The 16,683-nt window shown below is 40.3% G+C and carries 17 protein-coding genes; 5 read left to right on the forward strand and 12 right to left on the reverse strand.

The genetic code is table 11. The features are described 5' to 3' along the window. Positions 1-245 precede the first annotated feature (245 nt). Positions 246-1,184 carry a terpene synthase family protein gene (locus tag DVR12_RS08390; RefSeq protein WP_116975223.1) on the forward strand — a complete coding sequence of 313 codons (939 nt, stop codon included), beginning with the start codon at positions 246-248 and terminating at the stop codon, positions 1,182-1,184. Here DVR12_RS08390 and DVR12_RS08395 read toward each other — a convergent pair. Next, positions 1,174-2,952 (reverse strand): ATP-binding response regulator, encoded by a 1,779-nt coding sequence (locus tag DVR12_RS08395; RefSeq protein WP_116975224.1) that lies wholly within the window; start codon positions 2,950-2,952, stop codon positions 1,174-1,176. The genes DVR12_RS08390 and DVR12_RS08395 overlap by 11 nt on opposite strands. A gap of 210 nt (positions 2,953-3,162) precedes the next feature. Beyond that, the gene (locus tag DVR12_RS08400; protein ID WP_116975225.1) at positions 3,163-3,561 is read right to left on the reverse strand and encodes a DoxX family membrane protein; all 399 of its coding nucleotides are present in this window, start codon (positions 3,559-3,561) and stop codon (positions 3,163-3,165) included. Between the two features lie 88 nt (positions 3,562-3,649). Here DVR12_RS08400 and DVR12_RS08405 point away from each other — a divergent pair, with 88 nt between their 5' ends. Next, positions 3,650-4,489, forward strand: coding sequence for an AraC family transcriptional regulator (locus DVR12_RS08405; RefSeq protein ID WP_116975226.1), 840 nt, complete (start codon positions 3,650-3,652; stop codon positions 4,487-4,489). Positions 4,490-4,520: 31 nt separating this feature from the next. Here DVR12_RS08405 and DVR12_RS08410 read toward each other — a convergent pair whose 3' ends face one another. After that, positions 4,521-4,802 (reverse strand): hypothetical protein, encoded by a 282-nt coding sequence (locus DVR12_RS08410; protein WP_116975227.1) that lies wholly within the window; start codon positions 4,800-4,802, stop codon positions 4,521-4,523. 146 nt (positions 4,803-4,948) lie between these two features. Between DVR12_RS08410 and DVR12_RS08415 the strand changes: the two genes are divergently transcribed. Continuing rightward, positions 4,949-5,536 (forward strand): SMI1/KNR4 family protein, encoded by a 588-nt coding sequence (locus tag DVR12_RS08415; RefSeq protein WP_116975228.1) that lies wholly within the window; start codon positions 4,949-4,951, stop codon positions 5,534-5,536. Here the strand turns inward: DVR12_RS08415 and DVR12_RS08420 are convergent. Next, positions 5,533-6,066, reverse strand: coding sequence for a hypothetical protein (locus DVR12_RS08420; RefSeq protein WP_147323431.1), 534 nt, complete (start codon positions 6,064-6,066; stop codon positions 5,533-5,535). The genes DVR12_RS08415 and DVR12_RS08420 overlap by 4 nt on opposite strands. A 198-nt stretch (positions 6,067-6,264) precedes the next feature. Between DVR12_RS08420 and DVR12_RS08425 the strand changes: the two genes are divergently transcribed. After that, complete coding sequence (locus DVR12_RS08425; protein ID WP_116975230.1) at positions 6,265-6,570, forward strand: hypothetical protein; 306 nt, start codon at positions 6,265-6,267, stop codon at positions 6,568-6,570. A gap of 127 nt (positions 6,571-6,697) precedes the next feature. Next, on the forward strand, positions 6,698-7,024 hold the full coding sequence (locus DVR12_RS08430) for a hypothetical protein (protein WP_116975231.1): 327 nt from the start codon (positions 6,698-6,700) through the stop codon (positions 7,022-7,024). Here the strand turns inward: DVR12_RS08430 and DVR12_RS08435 are convergent. From DVR12_RS08435 to DVR12_RS08470, 8 genes are all read right to left on the reverse strand, one after another. Beyond that, positions 7,015-8,235, reverse strand: a complete 1,221-nt coding sequence (locus DVR12_RS08435) for an ABC transporter permease (RefSeq protein WP_116975232.1) — start codon at positions 8,233-8,235, stop codon at positions 7,015-7,017. The two genes, DVR12_RS08430 and DVR12_RS08435, sit on opposite strands and share 10 nt — an antisense overlap. A gap of 10 nt (positions 8,236-8,245) precedes the next feature. Continuing rightward, entirely contained in the window at positions 8,246-8,998 is a 753-nt protein-coding gene (locus DVR12_RS08440; RefSeq protein WP_116975233.1) for an ABC transporter ATP-binding protein, read from the reverse strand. Further along, positions 8,995-10,227, reverse strand: coding sequence for an efflux RND transporter periplasmic adaptor subunit (locus tag DVR12_RS08445; RefSeq protein ID WP_116975411.1), 1,233 nt, complete (start codon positions 10,225-10,227; stop codon positions 8,995-8,997). Before DVR12_RS08445 ends, DVR12_RS08440 begins: the two co-directional genes overlap by 4 nt. Positions 10,228-10,239: 12 nt before the next feature. Further along, a complete protein-coding gene (locus DVR12_RS08450; protein WP_116975234.1) occupies positions 10,240-11,598 on the reverse strand; it encodes a TolC family protein in 1,359 nt (452 codons plus the stop codon). A 64-nt stretch (positions 11,599-11,662) separates the two neighbouring features. Further along, positions 11,663-12,439, reverse strand: coding sequence for a DUF2490 domain-containing protein (locus DVR12_RS08455; protein WP_116975235.1), 777 nt, complete (start codon positions 12,437-12,439; stop codon positions 11,663-11,665). Positions 12,440-12,662: 223 nt separating this feature from the next. Continuing rightward, positions 12,663-13,088 (reverse strand): DUF983 domain-containing protein, encoded by a 426-nt coding sequence (locus tag DVR12_RS08460; protein WP_116975236.1) that lies wholly within the window; start codon positions 13,086-13,088, stop codon positions 12,663-12,665. A 14-nt stretch (positions 13,089-13,102) separates the two neighbouring features. Then, entirely contained in the window at positions 13,103-13,981 is an 879-nt protein-coding gene (locus DVR12_RS08465) for a helix-turn-helix domain-containing protein (RefSeq protein WP_116975237.1), read from the reverse strand. A 138-nt stretch (positions 13,982-14,119) separates the two neighbouring features. After that, entirely contained in the window at positions 14,120-16,513 is a 2,394-nt protein-coding gene (locus DVR12_RS08470; protein WP_116975238.1) for an alpha/beta hydrolase family protein, read from the reverse strand. Between the last annotated feature and the right edge of the window lie 170 nt (positions 16,514-16,683).

Below are 16,683 nucleotides of genomic sequence, written 5' to 3' on the forward strand. Positions count from 1 at the left end.
TCTTCACCAATGTAAAAAATTCATAATAAATTCCTAATATTATCACGCATTAGAATGTACCTTCATTCATCATTTAGCCGGACAATAATTGAAATAACCTGAATACTATTCCTCTTTTCCGATTTGTCCATTTTCGCTATCCCAATTTGACCAAAAGCCACAATTCAAAGCAAGAGTTTTTTTTTAACTAAAACCGTTTATTATGAACACATTTGATCCTAACGCGCTGCGTTATCCATTCCCTTATGCAACCAATCCTCACGCTGAAACAATGGAAAAAAAAAATCAGTGAATGGTTAGAGAATGAGTACTCATTTCTTCCTGAAAAAGTAAAAAAAAAGTATCTCACCACCGGTGTTGGTCATGCAGGAGGATGTATGTTTCCAAACGCCAGTGAAGCACAATTGACGGCCGTTTGCCGCTTCTTTCTTTGGGCTTTTACTATTGATGATTCATTTGAATTTTCGACAGTTGACGAACTCCAGATTATTTGCCGTAAAGCCCTGGCATATTTACAGGGTACAGTGGCCAATACCGACGAGCCCTTGTACCAACATCTCCCTACATTAAGAGAAGAACTACTACAGCTAGGATCTGAAGAATGGTTGAATCGATTCAACACGAGTTTAGCTATTTATTTCGATGGAATCCAACAGGAAATTCCATTCAGAAAGAACCTGGTATTTCCTTCCTGGGATCAGTTTATTTCGATACGGGAAAAAGCTGTAAACGTTTATCCACTGGTGAATTTCGCCGAATTAATTACTGGTACGGTATTGCCGGACGAAGTTGTTGCGCATCCTGTATTGCAGGAACTTGCAAGATTAACCTGTCGGATTTTATCATGGAGCAATGATTACTTTTCTGCGCATATGGAGAAAGGTAATGATGTTTTAAACATCGTTCTGATGATGGAGCATTTAGAACAATGTAGCATGGAAGAGGCTTACAAAAAGGCCGTCGCATTTCATGATCAGGATTTGGCGCGGTATTGCTATTTAACTGAGCATCTGCCGGATTTTGGTACTTATGCTGCTGGTGTAAATGCTTATGTGCAAAATTTGTCTTTAATGATACATGGTTATTTGTATTGGACATTAACACTTACTAAGCGTTACAGTGTTGGCACCACAGGGCATCCGTCCGGAGAATTAAAGGATGGTAAGTTATCAGTTAACGTATAATCTGACTGATAGCTCTGTGAAGTTCTATAAACTTAAGAGGCTTAGTGAGAAAGTCATTCGCTCCGGCGTTTAACAGCTCCTCCTTTGATTCTTTATAGACATCGCCAGATGCTAAAATAACCGGAATATTTAATAACGATTGATCATGACGAATCTGCAATAGTGTTTCCTTACCAGACATGCCCGGCATGTGTGAGTCGAGGATAATAATATCCGGTTTTTCTTCACGGGCCTTTTCTATTCCCTCAAATCCATTTTCGGCCTGGATAAAATGACTGCCCGCACCTATTAGGTATTTACTAACAAGTGTGCGGGCCATTTTATCATCGTCTATCATGAGTATTTTTTTCTCTTTAAGGCTGCATAACGGAATGTTACTTTCTTCTTTTACATCACCATAAACGGCAGGATCAGCAAATACTTCCGAGAAACATACTTCGAATGTTGTTCCTTTTCCAGGTTGTGATTTCAGAATAATCGAACCATTTAACAACTCTACCAGATATTTGGTGATATATAGACCTAAGCCTGTTCCTTCCACAAATCCATTTTTACCTGTTACAAAAGGTTCGAATATAGATTGTTGTTTATCTATGCTGATGCCTTCACCATTATCTTTCACTTTCATGTAAAGACTTGCTCCGCCAGTGAATAGCTGAACACTAACTTTTCCAAGCTCAGGCGAAAATTTGATGGCATTGGACAGCAGATTGGTAACTATCTGAGTTAGCTTTACTTTGTCGGTAATGAGAATTGCTGATTTGGTTGATTCATCGATATTGAGGGTAAGTGTAATCCCTTTATTCTGAGCAATGTACCGGTGCATTTGCACAATACTTTCGATCCAGGGGGCAAGATGGAATACTACTTTTTGCAGTGAATCCATTTTCCCGGCTTCGATGGTAGAGAGTTCCAATACATTATTAACAATGTTTCTGGTATGATAGCTGGCGGCATTCAGACTAACAACCAGATCCATCATTTCATTTAATTCCCTGTGATTAGTAATTTCGTTATTGTCGGCAAGCTTCTTCATTGTTATTTCCAACAATTGAGAGATACCGAAAACAGCATTTAAAGGAGTACGGATTTCGTGGCTGGTTTCTCTCAGATAAATTCTTTTTGAGAGATTGGCAAATTCTAATTGCTTAACGGTTGCCTCAAGTTTTCTTGAATATCTTTTTGTTGAAAATAATAACGAGTTATTCTCATTTACATAAAAAGTAATTACCAGCACATCAAAACCAAGAAATGCTCCTAAAGCTATCCATCTTAACAGAAATTGATTTTCTCTTGATAGCGAAATGGGCTCTATAATATGATTATAGAAATTTATTTCCAGTAAGATCAATGTCAGACCGGTTGCGGAGATGGCAATTGTTCTCAGCATCCTGGATTTGAAAACCATAAACGATAATCCAAAAAGGAATACGCCTATCAGGGAAATATTGATTATGGGTCCTAATATCACGCCGAAGTAGAGTGCTGAAATGGTGTGTGATAGGAGAAAAACCAGGCTTGCGATATTGTGCTGCTGTTTCCAGTTAAAGAAAATAACCAGCGAAAAGAGCAGGCCTTCGCACATTGCAGGAATCTCTATTTTAAGATCGAGGGTAAATGCATATAATAGGTTTCCAATAGCAAAAGCTGCCAACGCAGTTATCAGGCACAGACAATTAATTATTCTAATTCTCTTTGCATCTTCTTTCCGTTCACAGTGTTGAGTACCTGCATTTAGTATGGCCTTAATTATTTGAGCTATACTCATAACGGTTATATTAGAGGTTTCAATTGTAGGGATTACTGCTAAATATATAAAATTATCCTGGCAGAACTGTTTATTTCATGTTAAAGCATTATTGCTATACCCAACAGAATTATTCTATAATAGCAATATAATTACAATAAACCTAATATGACAAATGAACGGTAAAGAAGATGAATTTAAACTCCGGATTTAGAAGATAGCTTAAAACAATTACAACTTAAATACCCGATCTGCCGACCAATAATTATACTGTATAAATATCAACAGTACCACCATCAACCCCAGATGAATAAGTTGTGAAGGCAGGGCATCCCAGTTTTCTATTAATGTAGTTCCAAAAATCAGGGTGATCATTACAACACTTCCGGCAATAAGGCTGTACCGGGTAAAGAGGCCAAGAAGTAAGAACAATCCTACTATAAATTCAGCAATTGGTAAAGTATAACTGAATGGTTGTACCAACGCCGGCGGCAACATAGCGTTTTCAAAACTTTTCATCATCCAGCCGCTGAAACCATGCAATTTCGGGAGTCTAACAAGACCATGTCCAAACATGCTCATCGCAACACCCAGACGCATCAAAAAATAGGCAATTCCGTAGTTTTCCATTTATGTAACAATTTTATTAATACAAATATCCATCTTCTCCCACCAAACTGCTTGTACATTTACAGGATCATTCTGTATTTTTGCAGGTATGATTGCAGAAAACTTATACCAACCTTTTGAGATAGAATACAGGGAATGTAGCGAATGCCCTATAGATCCTCATAAACACAACTTCTTCGAAATTGTATATATTGTAGAAGGCAATGGTATTCAATGTGTTAACAAGAATCAATTACCATATGCCCCAGGTAAATTGTTTCTTGTAATGCCTCAGGACTGTCATTCATTTGAGGTAAGGGAGAGCACTAAGTTCTTCTTTATCCGTTTCAATAATATTTACCTGAAAAATCAGTCAAAAGATTGGGTACAACAGCTTGAATTCATCTTTCAAAATACAAATCATCAACCAGGTTGTATACTTAAAAATAAAAATGACAAACCGCTTGTTAAAGCCTTGGTAGAAGCATTGATCCGGGAATTGGTGAACCAGCAGCCTTACCACCAGGCCATTGCACAGCAGATTGTAAATACAATTCTCATGATTATTGCCAGGAATACGCTGATGGATTTGCCAGCCACCCACCCATTGCATGGCAAACAGGATACCTCCATGGACATTCTCCATTATATTCATGAAAACATTTATTCACCTGATAAATTAAGGGCAGAACAGATTTCAGCACATTTCAATATTTCGCCCAGTTATCTGAGCGAGTATTTTAAGCGTAAAAATGGGGATAGTTTGCAGCAATACATCACTCAATATAAGCTAAAACTTGTGGAAACCCGCCTGCAGTATAGCACTATGAGAGTTGGGGAGATTGCAGATGAACTGGGATTTACCGACGAAAGTCATCTAAACAGGATCTTTAAAAAGTACAAGGGAATCAATCCTTCTGCCTACAGAAAGGGAACGATATCAGCATAAAAAAGGGCGGATATACCGCCCTTTTAATAAGTTATTCATCGTCCTCATCTTCTTCTCCATCGTCTTCCAGCCATTCCATATAGGAATAGTACCAGTCTTCCAATTGTTCGAGAAGCTCTAATTTCTTTTCAGGAGCATCTTTATAGAATTCTTCCACATTATCGAGTTCGAAAACGATATCGATATATGCAGTTTCCTCGTCTTCTTCTACTCTTTTTGCGAAGAAACGAGGCTTTTCTGTATGGAAGATATACTCATTTTCAGGGTCGGTAACCGGGTCGTCGGCTATCAGAAACTTTGGTAATTGTGCCATAATGGATTGATTTATTTTGAATGATATTGTATGCAATTAGAGAGACAAAAATATTGATAATTAAACTTATAAAAAACAAGGTCTGATAAGGAATAAATTTATTGATAAATTTTCACAATCTTTATGCTCGCAAAAATTCGAACCTCATGCAAGAATACTGGATCAGATGGGAGAGCTGGATGAAACAGTATGCCCCAGGGCTACTTACAATACTTCAGCCTGGAGCTTCCTTTGAAGCGGTAGCATCTTTAGAAAAACTGATAAATGCCACTTTACCAGCATCGTTTAAAGCCTTTTATGCTGTACACAATGGCCAGGTAAAGGCCAGAACCGGACTCGTAGATGCGGATCAATTACTTAGTGTTGCCGACATTATTACGCAATGGCATCATTGGAAAGACTTATTAGATAGCGAAACTTTTACCTATAACGAAGAGCCGATCTTTTCTGCTCCCGATACCGGCATTAAAAATGACTGGTGGAATCCCCTTTGGATCCCGATTACCAGCGATGGCTTTGGTAATCACCTGTGTATCGACCTGGACCCTACACCAGAAGGCCAACCCGGACAAATTATTACCCTCTGGCACGACGATGCTCATCGCGCTATCGTAGCCCCGTCATTTGAAGACTGGGTTAAAGATTACTTAAATGCTTTAGAGAAAGGAGATTATATTTTCGTGAAGAAATGGGGTATAGTACATAAAGATACCTTCCTGAATTATAACGATTAACGCCGCTTTCTCTTATTCAATTTCCTACCCGAAAAATACATTGGATCATAGTCAATTTTCTTTAGTGTACATCCTTCAATAACGCATACCACACCCGTAGTAAAGGTTCTGGGGGTTACAGGAGTAAATCCTGTCACAACAACCTCGGGTAACTGGCGCTGCTGTACTGAATCTTTAGCTGTGGGAATTGCCATTATTGTGTGTTCGCGCTCTCTCAACTGCGCCTTGGATTCAGTAACTGTCATAATTGTGATTAATGTAGCCATAGTAACCGGTAAAAGACTCCTTTGTCGTTTAGCAGGCTCAGCCATTATTCTATTCAATTGATCATCACCAAACCGACCACAAACATCCATACCCCGACTTTTAATCGCAGCAATTACATCGCTATCAGACATCAAGGAGAAATCAATAATATTTTTGCTACAGCGGGTACAAAATTTACTATCCCCGTTACTGTTCATGTTATCCCAATTCTCCGTACAAGGTGTAGGAATAGATAGAAACAGACCTTTATTCGCGGATTTCATGGCATAGGAATATCGTAAATGAATATACGAAAAAAACGGTGTATTCATCCGGGAAATTTCCCGGGTAATTCTCCCACAATTAATACAATTAAATTATTCGTAGTAATGTGTAATTCAATTAACAATTGTTATGGCATTATTGTTGATTTTTTAATTGGTGTAGGCCAACAATTTTTTATCAAAAAAACAATTTAAGCCATGAAAGCTCGTAAAAAATTAATTGCAATGCTGGTAGCTGTTTCATTAGGCCTGACTTTTACGATAGGAAGCCAGTCTGCTTACGCCCAGGGCGTAGATAGCGCCATAAAAAAAGTTGGTAATAAAACTGCCTCTATCGCAGTAAAAGGAACCTCTACCCTTACAGATAAAATTTATAAAGGTAAAGAAGGGCCAAACGGTCAGGTTGTTTATATAGATAAACGGGATAGAAAGTTTATCGTCAATGACCGTGGTAAAAAAGTTTATCTGAAACCAAGCCAGATTCACGATAAGAAAAAAGATTAATTAATATCCGGGGCATCAAACGATGCCCCAAATTTTTTACTTCAACATAAAATCGTATATACATAAACGTTATTATCAATCTAAACAGTAATCGCTAAATTCATATCACACCAAAACACAAACCTCTATGCAATTACAGCCTGGCACCTGCTATAAGATAGCTTCCCGCTTTCTTCCATCTCTTAATCAGTTTGGCGAATTTGAATTTGTTGTTTCTATCCTGCATGCCAACGACACTTCAAACAGCATCGTATTTGAGTTCAGAAAGATAATAGGAGCATCCTCAATAGAACAGGAAATAGCTACCCGCCTGGCCGTAGAAACTCATGCCGATGGAATTGTAATTCAGGATATAAGCGGCAAAAACCTTAATATAAAACCCTTTGACGACGAAAAAGCTTTCGAACAATGGATCAAGGCCGGAGCCGCAACCCCCTACCCTTGCTATTCATAACGCAACGCCTCAATCGGGTCTAACCTGGAAGCAGCCTGTGCAGGATAATATCCGAAAAATACACCCGTTAAGGCACATACTAAAAATGACAGGATAATTGAAGACTGCGAAACCAGCGTTGGCCACCCAAGGAGTAAAGTAATCAACTTAGCAGATGTAACTCCTAAAATCACTCCTATAATTCCTCCTGTTACACTGATAATAATTGCCTCCACAAGAAACTGAAGTAAAATATCAATCCCCCTGGCACCTATCGACATACGTAATCCAATCTCTTTTGTTCTTTCCTTTACCGATACATACATAATGTTCATAATTCCTATCCCTCCAATAATCAGTGAAATCCCTGCTATCGCGGTTAATAGAATAGTCAGTAAACTACTTGTTGAACTCAAAGTTTTTATGAGCTCTTCCATTGTGCGAACCTGGAAGTTATTCTCATCACTCGGTCTTAATCTGTGAGTGGTTCTAAGTATATCTGTAATCTCGTCTGTAGCTGCATCAGAGGCCCCTTCACTAACTGCCGATGCATAAATGCTTTGGAAATAAATAGTAGCTAAAATCCTTTTCTGAACAGTAGTATAAGGGCATAATATGATATCGTCCTGATCCTGCCCAAATGAGCTTTGCCCTTTTGGAACAAGTGTACCAATTACCTGCAGGGGGATCGAGTTAAATCTAATCACCTTACCCACAGGACTTTCTCCACTGGGAAATAAATTATCAATTACTGTTTTACCCAGTACACAAACTTTAGCAGCCGTTGCCACATCGGCATCGGAAAAACTAACACCATCCTGTATGGTAAGCTTTCTGATATCGAAATATGAGGGAGCCACTCCCTGCAACGTTGTAGGCCAGTTTAAGGCTCCAAAAATAGCCTGGCCTTTAGTGGAAGATACTGGTGATACTTCACTTACATATTGTGCTTGCCTCTGTATAGCTTTTACATCATCCAACGTTAATACCTGATAGGTATCTCCTCCTATCCTCACACCACCCGATACATTACTGGCTGGCAACACAGTAATCATATTGGAACCCATACTGCTCAGTTGGGTTTGTATACTTTCCTTAGATCCCTGCCCAATAGCCACCATGGCAATAACAGCAGCCACACCAATAATAATACCCAGCATGGTGAGAAAAGCACGTAGCTTATTTCGCTGTAGTGCCCGCAATGCCAATAATATAAACCGAAATATACTCATGGTGCCTTAGTTAATAGTCATCAGCTGGCGGTAAAGCAGCCAGTGCATCTTTAGCAGAACGAACATTTTCATTTTGAGTGTCTTTTACAACCCTTCCATCTTTCAGCATAATTGTTCTGTTACTGAATGAAGCTATATCTGGTTCATGCGTTACAAATACAATAGTTTTTCCTTCCTCCCGATTCAAATCCTGCATCAATGCCATAATTTCGTAGGAGGTACGTGAATCGAGGTTTCCGGTTGCTTCATCCGCAAGAATCATAACAGGATGATTTACCAATGCTCTGGCAATTGCTACCCTCTGCTGCTGTCCTCCCGATAATTGATTAGGCATATGCATTTCTCTACCCTGCAACTTCACTTCTGATAACGCTCCCATTGCTCTTACCTTTCTTTCATCTGAAGATAATCCTGGATTATAGAACAACGGAAGTTCTACATTTTCCAAGGCAGAGGTACGGGGAAGCAGATTATAGGACTGAAATACAAATCCTATTTTTCTGTTTCTTAACCTCGCCAGTTCATTTCGGGAAAGCTTACTTACATTCACTCCATCGAGCAGGTATTCGCCAGAAGTAGGTTTATCGAGGCAACCCAGAATATTGAGCAAGGTTGTTTTACCGGAACCACTACTTCCCATAATAGTTACGAATTCACCTTCCTTCACTTCAAACGTCACCCCTCTCAAGGCTTTCACCACTTCAGATCCCATTACAAATTCACGTTTGATCTGATCCAGCTGTAATATTTTTTTGTCGCTCATCGTCTTCGCCCTCCTCCCATTCTAGGCATAAACGGACTACTTCCACTACTACCGGTAGCAACCGGAGTACCCGGAGCATTCACGCCTAAAACAACTATATCATCAGTTGTTAATCCTTTTAATACTTCAATGTGTGTGTTATCATTCAACCCGGTTCTTATGTGTCGTTGTACCAGGGTATCTCCTTTCAAAACCCATACATAATTGGAGGTTCCGATTTTAGGTTCACTCTGAAATGTTTTACCAGTCGTATCTTTCTGCGGTCGCTGCCCTCGTCCTACTGCACTTTTAATGTAGTAATCACTCAACATCGATGAATCTGGTCTGAACTTTAATGCTTTTACCGGGAGAAGTAATGCATTGTCATTTTCGGCAGTAAAAATGGTTACATTGGCAGTCATACCCGGCATAAGTTTAAGATCATCGTTCGGCGCATTTATAATGGTATTGTAGGTCACCACGTTTGAAGAGACAGCAGGTTGCAAACGAATTTCCTGCACTTTACCATTAAATACATCTTCGAGATAAGCATCTACGGTAAAGGTTACACGTTGTGAATCTCTTACATTACCAATATCAGCTTCATCTACACTGGCTTCTACCTGCATCTTCTTTATATCTTTTGCAATTACAAATAAAGTTGGAGTACTAAAACTCGCTGCAACAGTTTGCCCTACGCTTACATTCCTATTAAGTACCACTCCATCTGTTGGCGAATAAATTTCTGTGAAGGAGAAATTTTTCAATGCAGATTTCAATTGGGCGTTTACACTGGATACAGTGGCTTTAGCTTGTCCAAGTTGATTTGTGGCTATGTCATAATCGGCTTTACTGATAGCACCGGTTTTATATAAAGCAGCCTGACGTTGATAGTTATTTTCGTTATAGCTAAGATTTGTCTGAGCAACAAGGAGGTTCGACCTAAACTGATCTACCTGTGCCTGAAAGAGATCTTTATCCAATTCAGCCAATAGTTGTCCTTTCTTCACTTTACTATTGAAATCAACATAGATATATTTAATAGTACCAGAAACCTGAGTACCTACAGCAACGGTATCAACAGGTTGAATTGTACCTGTAGCAGTAACGGAAGTAGAAATTTTTCCGTATTCCGGTTTTGCTGTTTCAAATGAAACCGGCTCTTTCTTTTTTCTGATAAAAAAGAACCATAGAAGTACCAGAAGAAGCAGAATAGCCAGTGTTATTATAACGCCTTTATACTTTCTCATACCATCATGCATTTATAGTTTTACAGGTATTCCCATGTAAAAATCATATATTCTAACATTGAGTGCAGCACTGTATTTAGCTTGTATATATGCCTGTAATGCTTGTATATACAGGTTTTTTTGTTGAAGAAATACAACAATGGTTGCAGCTCCGATTTTTAATTGCTCACTTGCCACCCTATAACCTTCCTGTGAATATTTAAGTTGTTCTACTGCTGCGTCGTATTGTGCCTGAGCATTTAGCACATTTATATATGCCTGTTCTATAGTTTGATTAAGATTTGTTTTGGTGTCCTGTAAGATTAATTTAGATTGATCGATACTGATCTTTGCCTTTTCCACATTTGTTTTAACAATCCTGTTTGTGAAGATGGGGATAGAAAGTGTTAGCCCGATTTGTTGATAGAAATTATTGTCAAGCTGTTTAAAATAGCTATACCCATTATTCCCGCCTGCATAACTTGAACCTATAGATGCACCTCCCGTGAGGGTAGGAAGATATCCGGTTTTGGCTTTCGCTAAATCCAGTTGTGAAATCTTTATTCCCAATTCACTGCTTTTAACCTCAGGTCTGTTGGCCTGGGCAGAATCCTGAACTTCCTGTAGGGCTTTTAAATGTGTATTGGTAATCAGTGTATCCGGTTCAACGATATTAAAATCATAGCTGCTCGGCAATTGAAGTATTTGCTTAAGCACCAGTTTATATTGACGATACAGTGTTTGTCCGGTTGTTAACAGATAGCGATCGCTGGCTAATTGTGCCTGTAGTTGGATCAGAGATACAAGTGCAATAGATCCGACATCGTATTGATCCTGCGCCTGTTTCACCTGCGCTTCAGATGTAGTTACCACATCTTTCAGGTACACAATATTTTCTTCAGCCAGTAAAATATTCAGGTAAGATTGAGTAATCAGCACTGTTAAATCATTTACCTGGGCGGCGATATTTAACCCGGCCACCTGGTAAGCCAGGTTTTTTTGGCGAATATCATAATTGATGTACCCTCCTTCAAATATGATTACGTTGGAATTGGCGGAGTAATTACCGGAAGTATTTACCTGGTATGATCCTGTGGTTGTTGTACCAAAACCCGAGATGGATTTACTACCGGTTAGCGATTGAGCTAAACTGGCATTTAAATTAGGTTGCCTGGCAGCTTTTGATAGTAGCAGGTCCTGCTCGCTACTAAGACGCGTTAGTCGTAAGCTGTTCAATTGAATGTTGGTATGCATCGCATAGTCGAAACACTGCTGCAAGCTCCAAAGTGCCGGCAGGTTGGCATACAAACTGTCCTGCGCCTGCGTGGCAGGAGGGAACATAAATAGGAAAATAGTTAAAATCAGAATGGCCTGTCGACGTACTAAAATCATCGTATAATCATTGATGTTAGCAAGCTGTGGGTGTAGGGAGTTAAATAGTCTGATTATTTTGCTGCTATTCGTCTTCGAATAAAAGAGGGGTATTTTTCTTTCCTTTACGTTTATCGAAGCTATAGTAGAAAAACAATCTAAGGGTATGGTTTCTGTCGTATTGGTACCCTGAAGTTTTTTGCTGATACAATAGCATATATCCGAAATCGAGAGCAAAACCATTGCCAAGACTTTGCCTGATCCCACCAAACAAACGAATTTGATCGAAAGTATTATAAACAACCGGGCGTCCAAACTGTACTGCCACCTCATTGGCTATACTGATTTGTGGTACCCACTGATTGGAGGAAACGGGGATACCTACACTTAACAGGTATCGTAACCTGTTGGTAAAGTTGTAGTTACCGGTAGCTTTATCATTAGTAATAATTTCTCTCCACCGATGTTCATCTCTGAGCCTTGTAAGAATATTTACTTTTCCCACTTTTGTGGCATAAGCAATTTGTTCGTATAGCCGGTTCTCATCTGACCATGCTGTTGCCCCAGGTGAGGAAGGAGCTAACCACATATGAGCATATCCTACCACAAATGACAAATTATCGTTTACCCAGTAACTCCCTCCACCTCTTAAAAAATAGAAGCTGGGATCGGCCACAAAATTGGTTCTGCGAATATGTAAATCAGCAATAAAACCCCAATGCTCACTAAACCGAAAACTACTATTCATCGAAGTCCATGATTGCCATTGATCCTTAATTTCTTTTTTAGGGGTAGAAGTTTGCGCAGTTAACAGACCAGGCAACAGGCATCCTCCCAATAGCAGAACGACCCACGTTCTCATAAATGCTGTGGTTTACATAGAGAATACAGCCGTGGAGGGGAAATTGTTCGTTTTTTGCTCGCAAAGAGGCATAAGCAGCAAAGAAGCAAAGAAATTTATTAAGGAGTATTAAGATCGAAGCGGATATTTTTAAGAAAAATTGATTGGTTTAATCTCCATCAACTTTTCTTAAAAATATCCGCTTCGATCTTAAAATTTCTTTGCTTCTTTGCTTCTTTGCTGCTTATGCTGCTTTGCGTGCCAATGCCCAATCTTCGTCGTAATACACAAAAAACGCCATCCAGATAGTTCTCGCCCATCGCATGATCAGAGGCTGCATTCCTAATAACAGTACGGCATTTGTTGCTATCCAGTAGTAAATACGGTTATCATACAACGAAAATCCAAAAAATACCCACCAGGCAATAAAACTAGCCACACAAACCGCTATTGATAAAGCATAACTAACATAGCCGGTACCGTAATAGAACCCAACTTCCACCTCAACCTTCTGGCCGCAAACCGGGCAATGTTCAGGCATTTTCATACAGTCTTTAAGGTTGTATGGATTTTTAGTAGTATAAATAGACCCTCTTCTGCAACGCGCACATTTGTTACCCAGAATACTTTTAAGAATACTGGGTTTTTCGTGATTTTTATCTGCACACATATATCAAAAATTTATCAGGCTAAATGCTTCCGAAATTCTTCGGGGGTTTGACCTGTGTATTTTTTAAAAAACTTGGTAAAGTAGGAGTTGTCGGCAAAGTTGAGCTGCCAGGCAATTGAAGCAATGCTCATATCAGCATTGGTCAATAATCTTTTAGCTTCCAGCAAAACGCGATCGCGAATAATTTCGCCGGCTGATTTGCCCAGCATATGCCTGCAAAATGAATTCAGATAATTAGGAGTAACATACAGCAAAGCGGCATAGTCTTTCGGTAATCTCAACTGCATATAATGTTGCTCTACCAACTTCCTGAAATTCCGCAACAGCAGGTAGTTATGTGGTAACTCCTGTTTGCCGCTGGCCGGATTTGTGGCCCTGCTTACTTTAATAAACAATTCCAGTGTTAATAACCTTAGCATATCGAGGCCGTAACCCTGAGGATTCTGAATTTCCGTCAGCATACTTTCGAACAATTCAGAAATTGCCGGGATATTTTCCCTGGGCAATTGCACCACTCCTTCTGCGCTTACTCCGCTGAAGAAAGGAAATCTTTCAACATAATTATCATCCTGTAAAAAAGCATTGAAGAAAGATGCGGAAACATTCATTACATATCCTTCTATTTTACCAGTAAAAAACCAGCTATGTACCTGCCCGGGCACCATAAAATATAATTGTCCGGGAGCCACCTGAAATCTTTCAAAATCTATGGTGTGGGCACCACTGCCAGCTGTAAAAAATGCCAGATGATAAAAAGAGTGGCGGTGTGGAAACCGAATATCTTTATGTGCCTCCAGATAGTCTGAAAACCGGGCTACCAGTAAATCTTCCGATGCTGGTTTTCCCATGGCCAGAGAGCAAATATCATATGTAGGAATCAGCGCCTTTGACATGATGTAGCAAAGGTACAAAGGGAGGGGCAACCGTGGTTGTGGAATTAGGGGCTTTAATGGTACTTTTTACTTATTTCTGATTTTGGCCGGCTTAGTGCAAATAGCTGGCACATCCGGCCAAAATCAGTATTTATGGTGTTATTTAACGTATTTCATCAACCACTCATCCATTTCCCAAAGCATATGGAGTATGCTTTCCTTAGCAGCATAACCATGGCTTTCCTGAGGCAGGAACACTAATCTGGCAGTACCCCCATTACCTTTAATGGCGTTGTACAATCTCTCGCTCTGGATCGGGAAAGTACCTGAGTTGTTATCTGCTTCTCCATGAATCATCAGAATAGGAGATTTCAGTTTATCGGCATATGAAAACGGTGACATTTTGTAGTACACATCAGGTATCTGCCAGTAGGTACGTTGCTCATTCTGGAAACCAAATGGAGTAAGCGTACGGTTATAGGCACCGCTACGTGAAATCCCGGCTTTAAACAAATTGGTATGAGCAAGCAGGTTAGCCGTCATGAAAGCTCCGTAAGAATGGCCTCCTACGGCAATGCGATTTTTATCACCAACTCCCATTTCAGTAATTTTATTAACGGCTGCTTCAGCATTCATTACCAACTGCTCAATAAAAGTATCGTTAGGTTCTTTATCTCCCTCTCCTACAATCGGCATTTCAGTGGCATCCATTACCGCAAAACCACGGGTAACCCAGAAGATAGGCGAGCCAGAGGTTACGCGGGTAAACTTATAGGCAGAACCACGCACCTGTGCCGCATCTGTGGCAGATTTGTACTCACGGGGATATGCCCACATTAATACGGGTAAACGGCCATCTTTAGCCGGATCATAGCCTTCCGGCAGATACAGCATTGCAGTAAGATCTACACCATCCTTACGTTTGTATTTCAACAATTGTTTCTGCACTCCCTTAATCAAAGGTTGAGGATGTGGGAAAGCTGTTAAAGCAACAGATGATTTCTTTCTGATGTCCTGCAAATAATAATTTACAGGCGTATTCACTGATTCCTTTGCTGTAACCACCACCAGTTTCGCGGGGTCAATCACATTCACAACCTGTTCGAAATACGGAGCCTGTGAGCGCCATACAATCTGTTGTTTACTATTATCTGTATTGAAAGTAGAAAGGAATGGTCTGTCTCCTTCTGCAGAAGCACCAGGCGCGATCATCAGCAGCTCATGTTTCGGAGAAAGATACAATACAGATCTGTTGTATTGGTTCTTAACAGTAACAGGAGTTCCCGGGTCATTGTATCTGTCGTTTTCCGATCTGTCGATAATGGTAACAGGGGTTTTAGAAGGATCTGAAGGATCGATTTTACTCACCCGAACTTTTTGTTTGGAACTGTTTGCATCAGTAACTAAAGCAAAATGTTCATTACCCCAGGAGATCTCAGAAAGTCTGTCGACCGTTTTAACCAGGATGGAAGGGTTGCCATTAAATGGTGCAGGCAGGAGATTTACTGCATCACGGAATGGAACTTCCTTTTTGGGATCGCCACCATCCAGCGCCTGAACCCAGCTAATGGTTGCAGGAGCATCGTTGCGCCAGGAGAAGCGGCGTGGGTTGTTGCTGGTAGCATCAAAACCTTTAGGTCGTACTTCATCTAAAGGATTGCTGGCCAGTTTCTTTACCACCTCGCCATTCATTTTCCAGATTTCTACTTCCGTTGGGAAACGGCCGGCAGGCACCAGGTAAGAGTATGGCCGGTGAATACTGGAAACCAGTAAATATTGCTGGTCGGGCGATGGGCTAATACCCACATAAATAGCAGGTTTACCTATTGCCAGCTCCTGGCTGTTACCTATAATGATTGGTTCGGATTGGAAGTAATAATCTACCAGTTGCTCATCGAACGGATTTTTGAGCATATCCTGATACGTAGCGGCAGGAGCAGCTTTACCGGAAGTTTGCTGAACGGTAGGGCCATCAGCGGCCAATGGTTTTTCAGGTGTTTTACCGATAGAGGCAGGAACCGCCAGTACGAGAATGCGGTTATCGTCGATCCAGGTATAGGAAGGTCCGATGATATCGTTCAGTTTACGGGTGCTCATTTGAATTGCGGCACCGGTTGCAATATCTGCCTTCCATAAGGTGATAGAGCTGTTATTGGTAACGGTGAAAGCAATTTCCTTCTGGGAAGGGGACCAACTGATATTTCCGATTCGGGCATTGGCAGGTAAGCCTGTTACAGTGTATTCCTTACCGGTTTTTACTACTTTAATACGGATACCGGTAAAATAATTGGCTCTGCTGGGCCCGAAGTTAGCAGGATTGATGCGCAATCCGGCCAGGCGATATTCGGGTTGTGATAATTCTTCAATTGATGGGTAACTGGCACGTTCCATGACCAGCATTACATCGCCTTTTCCACTAAAGTCGGTTGATGGTGTTGGAGCCGCCATCGCGAGTTCTAAGATGCTCTGGGGAGGTGTTTGATATTTCAAAGCATCCTGCGCATAGGCTCGGATCGAGACCAAAACGGTCAACGATAAAATCAATTTTCTCATAAAGCAGTTGATGTTGATAAGCAATCAGGCAAAATATAATTATTGCAACAGAGCGCAAAGCAAAAAATGATGAACGTGGGGGAACTGCGACATTAGGTAAGCTCAGTAAAAAAATAATATTACAGCTATTCCTTTGCTAATTAAAGGATTCAGAAGAAATCATCTCTCAA

This window comes from Chitinophaga silvatica, from assembly GCF_003419895.1.
GTDB classification, from domain to species: Bacteria; Bacteroidota; Bacteroidia; order Chitinophagales; family Chitinophagaceae; genus Chitinophaga; species Chitinophaga silvatica.

Coding starts and splice junctions, on each gene's coding strand:
- DVR12_RS08450 (WP_116975234.1), bottom strand. CDS start 11,598: ATGATTTTAGTACGTCGACAGGCCATTCTGATTTTAACTATTTTCCTA.
- DVR12_RS08435 (WP_116975232.1), bottom strand. CDS start 8,235: ATGAGTATATTTCGGTTTATATTATTGGCATTGCGGGCACTACAGCGA.
- DVR12_RS08445 (WP_116975411.1), bottom strand. CDS start 10,227: ATGAGAAAGTATAAAGGCGTTATAATAACACTGGCTATTCTGCTTCTT.
- DVR12_RS08455 (WP_116975235.1), bottom strand. CDS start 12,439: ATGAGAACGTGGGTCGTTCTGCTATTGGGAGGATGCCTGTTGCCTGGT.
- DVR12_RS08465 (WP_116975237.1), bottom strand. CDS start 13,981: ATGTCAAAGGCGCTGATTCCTACATATGATATTTGCTCTCTGGCCATG.
- DVR12_RS08415 (WP_116975228.1), top strand. CDS start 4,949: ATGCAAGAATACTGGATCAGATGGGAGAGCTGGATGAAACAGTATGCC.
- DVR12_RS08405 (WP_116975226.1), top strand. CDS start 3,650: ATGATTGCAGAAAACTTATACCAACCTTTTGAGATAGAATACAGGGAA.
- DVR12_RS08390 (WP_116975223.1), top strand. CDS start 246: ATGCAACCAATCCTCACGCTGAAACAATGGAAAAAAAAAATCAGTGAA.
- DVR12_RS08460 (WP_116975236.1), bottom strand. CDS start 13,088: ATGTGTGCAGATAAAAATCACGAAAAACCCAGTATTCTTAAAAGTATT.
- DVR12_RS08410 (WP_116975227.1), bottom strand. CDS start 4,802: ATGGCACAATTACCAAAGTTTCTGATAGCCGACGACCCGGTTACCGAC.
- DVR12_RS08470 (WP_116975238.1), bottom strand. CDS start 16,513: ATGAGAAAATTGATTTTATCGTTGACCGTTTTGGTCTCGATCCGAGCC.
- DVR12_RS08400 (WP_116975225.1), bottom strand. CDS start 3,561: ATGGAAAACTACGGAATTGCCTATTTTTTGATGCGTCTGGGTGTTGCG.
- DVR12_RS08420 (WP_147323431.1), bottom strand. CDS start 6,066: ATGAAATCCGCGAATAAAGGTCTGTTTCTATCTATTCCTACACCTTGT.
- DVR12_RS08395 (WP_116975224.1), bottom strand. CDS start 2,952: ATGAGTATAGCTCAAATAATTAAGGCCATACTAAATGCAGGTACTCAA.
- DVR12_RS08425 (WP_116975230.1), top strand. CDS start 6,265: ATGAAAGCTCGTAAAAAATTAATTGCAATGCTGGTAGCTGTTTCATTA.
- DVR12_RS08430 (WP_116975231.1), top strand. CDS start 6,698: ATGCAATTACAGCCTGGCACCTGCTATAAGATAGCTTCCCGCTTTCTT.
- DVR12_RS08440 (WP_116975233.1), bottom strand. CDS start 8,998: ATGAGCGACAAAAAAATATTACAGCTGGATCAGATCAAACGTGAATTT.